The sequence below is a fragment of the Kitasatospora sp. NPDC127111 genome (genome assembly GCF_042677465.1).
Lineage (GTDB): Bacteria > Actinomycetota > Actinomycetes > Streptomycetales > Streptomycetaceae > Kitasatospora.
The window spans coordinates 1-3,115 of sequence record NZ_JBHXTG010000108.1 but is presented as its reverse complement, the minus strand read 5'-3'; the positions used below and the strand labels follow the sequence as shown (position 1 = coordinate 3,115).

Genomic DNA, 3,115 nt, shown 5'->3' with positions numbered 1-3,115 from the left:
GGCGGGGGGGGGGGGGGGGGGGGGGGGGGGGGGGGGGGGGGGGGGGGGGGGGGGGGGGGGGGGGGGGGGGGGGGGGCCCCCCCCCCCCCACCACCGGTCGGCCGGGTCAGCGCAGGCGGTCGGCCAGGACCGGGCCGATCACGTCCAGGGCCTCCGGTGTGGTGAAGCGGCTGTGCGGGACGTCCAGCGGGTGGTTCTCGATCGGGCCGTCCACGTGCGCGGTCCACAGCTCGGTCAGCGGGGTGCCGTCGGCCCCCCGGCCGGGCAGGGCCTCGAAGAAGAGCACCGGGCCCCGGTAGCGGCCCGGCCGGTCGCCCCGGGCCAGCGCGAGGTTGTTGGCGGTCACCCGCACCAGCCGGCGCAGCGCCGCCGGGTCAAGCCCGGCCAGTACGCTGCCGCGCTCCCGCAGCAGCTCCAACACGGCCTCGGCGGTGGGGAGTCCGTCCCCCAGGGCGTCGCCGTCACCCGCCGGGGCGGCCGCGGCGAGTGCGCCCAGCTCGTCGAGGTCGAGGCCGTCCAGCGCCAGCGAGAGGATCTCCGCGTCGCTGGGCCGCCCGGCGTGCCGGAAGCGGCCGGTGGGGTGCGAGTCGAGCATCGCCAGCAGCGCCACCTCCTCGCCCGCCGCCTGGAGTTGGCGGGCCAGCTCGTGCGCCACCGTGCCGCCGAAGGACCAGCCGAGCAGGTGGTACGGGCCGCTCGGCTGCACCTCGCGGATCAGCCCCAGGTAGTCGGCCGCCATCTCGGTGACGGTGCCCGGCAGTTCGCCGGTCCCGTCGAGGCCGCGGGCCTGCAGCGCGTACAGCGGCCGGTCGCGGTCCAGGTGGCGGACCAGGCCGGAGTAGCACCAGCCGAGCCCGCCGCCGGGGTGGACGGCGAACAGCGGCGGGCGGCTGCCGCCGGTGCGCAGCGGCAGGACCTGCCCGAGCCCGTCACCGGATTCGAGACCGCCCTCGGCGCCGAGCCGCTCGGCCAGCTGGGCCACGGTCGGGGTCTCGAACAGGGCCCGCAGGCCGACCTGGACGCCCAGCTCGTCGCGGATCCGGGCGGTCAGCCGGGCGGCGAGCAGGGAGTGGCCGCCGAGGTCGAAGAAGTTGTCGTCGATGCCGACGGTGTCGGTGTGGAGGGTGGCGGCGAAGAGGCCGCAGAGGAGTTCTTCGCGGGGGGTGCGGGGGGTGCGGCCGGTGGGGTCGGTGGAGGTGGCCGGGGCGGGCAGGGCGCGGCGGTCGAGTTTGCCGTTGGGGGTGAGCGGGAGGGTGTCGAGCAGGACGACGGCGGACGGGACGAGGTGGGCGGGGAGTTGGGCGGCCGCGGTGGCGCGGAGCTCGGCGGGGTCGGGGGTGTCGCCGGCCGTGGGGACGAGGTAGGCGACGAGCCTCTGGTCGCCGGGGTTGTCCTCGCGGAGCAGGACGGCGGCCTGGGTGATGTCGGGGCGGGCGGTGAAGTGGGTTTCGATCTCGGCGGGTTCGATGCGGAAGCCGCGGAGCTTGATCTGGTCGTCGGTGCGGCCGAGGAACTCCAGCCGGCCTTCGTGGTGCCAGCGGCCGAGGTCGCCGGTGCGGTACATCCGGGAGCCGGGCTCGCCGAACGGGTCGGGCAGGAAGCGCTCGGCGGTCAGGGCCGGGCGGCCCAGGTAGCCGCGGGTCACCAGGTCACCGGCGATGAAGAGTTCGCCGCCGACGCCGATCGGCAGGGCCCGCAGCGCCTCGTCCAGCACGTACATCCGGGTGTTCCAGACCGGCCGTCCGATGGTGATCACACCGGAGGGCGCGGCGTCGCCGGGTTCGATCCGGAACTCGGTGCAGCCGACCGTGGTCTCGGTCGGGCCGTACTCGTTGATCACGGTGGCGTCCGGGTGCCGCCGGCGCCACTCGTCCAGCACCTCGCCCATCAGCGACTCGCCGCCGAGCACCAGCTGCGCGCTGGGCGAGAAGCGCTCGGGCAGCGCGGTGAGCAGAGCCAGGTGGCTCGGGGTGGCCTTGACGAAGGTCGGGCGGTCGAACTCCCGCGCCGTGGGCGCCTCGTCGTCCAGTTCGATCAGCTGGACGGTGCCGCCGCTGGTGAGCGGGGCGAACAGGCCGGTGACGGTGAGGTCGAAGGACACCGGCGAGTGGACCAGCGCCCGCCCGGCCACGCTCCCGTAGGCCTCGCGGGCCCAGGCCAGGTAGGCGTCCAGCGAGTGGTGCTCGACCACCACGCCCTTCGGGCGGCCGGTGGAGCCGGAGGTGTAGATCACGTACGCCGGGTTGCGCAGCGACAGCGGCGCCGAGCGGTCGGCGTCGGTGAGGTCGTGCGCGGGCAGGGCGGTCAGCGCGGCGGCCGTGGCCGGGGCGTCCAGCAGCAGGCGGGGGTGCTCGGTCGCGGGCAGCTGCGCCGCCGCCTCGGTGGTGGTCAGCACGCACAGCGGCCGGGCGTCGGCCAGGGTGTAGGCGATCCGCTCGCCCGGGTGGGTGAGGTCGATCGGCAGGTAGGCCGCGCCGGACTTGAGCACCGCGAGCACGGCCACCAGCGTCTCCACCGAGCGGGGTACGGCCAGCGCGACCAGCCGCTCCGGGCCGGCGCCCTGGGCCACCAGGTGGCGGGCCAGGCGGTTGGCGGCGGTGTCGAGCTGGGCGTAGCTGAGGGTGTCGCTGCCGCAGACGACGGCGGTGGCGTCGGGGGTGCGGGCGACCTGGGCGGCGAACAGCTCCGGCAGCGTCCGGCCGGGGAGTTCGCGCGTCGGGCCGTTCCAGTCGGTGAACAGCGCTCGGCGCTCGTGCTCGCTGAGCAGGTCGATGTCGTGGATGGGGGTGTCGGGGTGCTCGGCGGCGTTGCGCAGGATGCGCTGGAACTGGTCGGCGAGGCGCTCGATGGTCGAGGGTTCGAAGAGGTCGGTGGCGTACTCGATGGTGACGGTGAGGCCGTCGGGGGCGCCGTCGGCGGTGTGGTGCTCGGTGACCGTGAAGGCGAGGTCGAACTTCGCCGTCCGGCCGGACTCCTGCTCCGGGTCGACCGCCGCCGCCGAGCTCCAACTGTCGCTTCCGGCGGTGGTGTTGTTGAGGGTGAGGATGGTTTGGAAGAGGGGGTGGCGGTGGGGGGTGCGGGTGGGGTTGAGGGCTTCTACGAGGCGTTCGAAGGG

At 75.5% G+C, this 3,115-nt stretch carries 1 protein-coding gene; it reads right to left on the bottom strand.

What is annotated here, in order from left to right; translation table 11 throughout:
* Positions 1-106 precede the first annotated feature (106 nt).
* Positions 107-3,115 (bottom strand): amino acid adenylation domain-containing protein (locus tag ACFVHB_RS37455; RefSeq protein ID WP_380331654.1); only part of this gene is annotated, 3,009 nt, incomplete at its 5' end.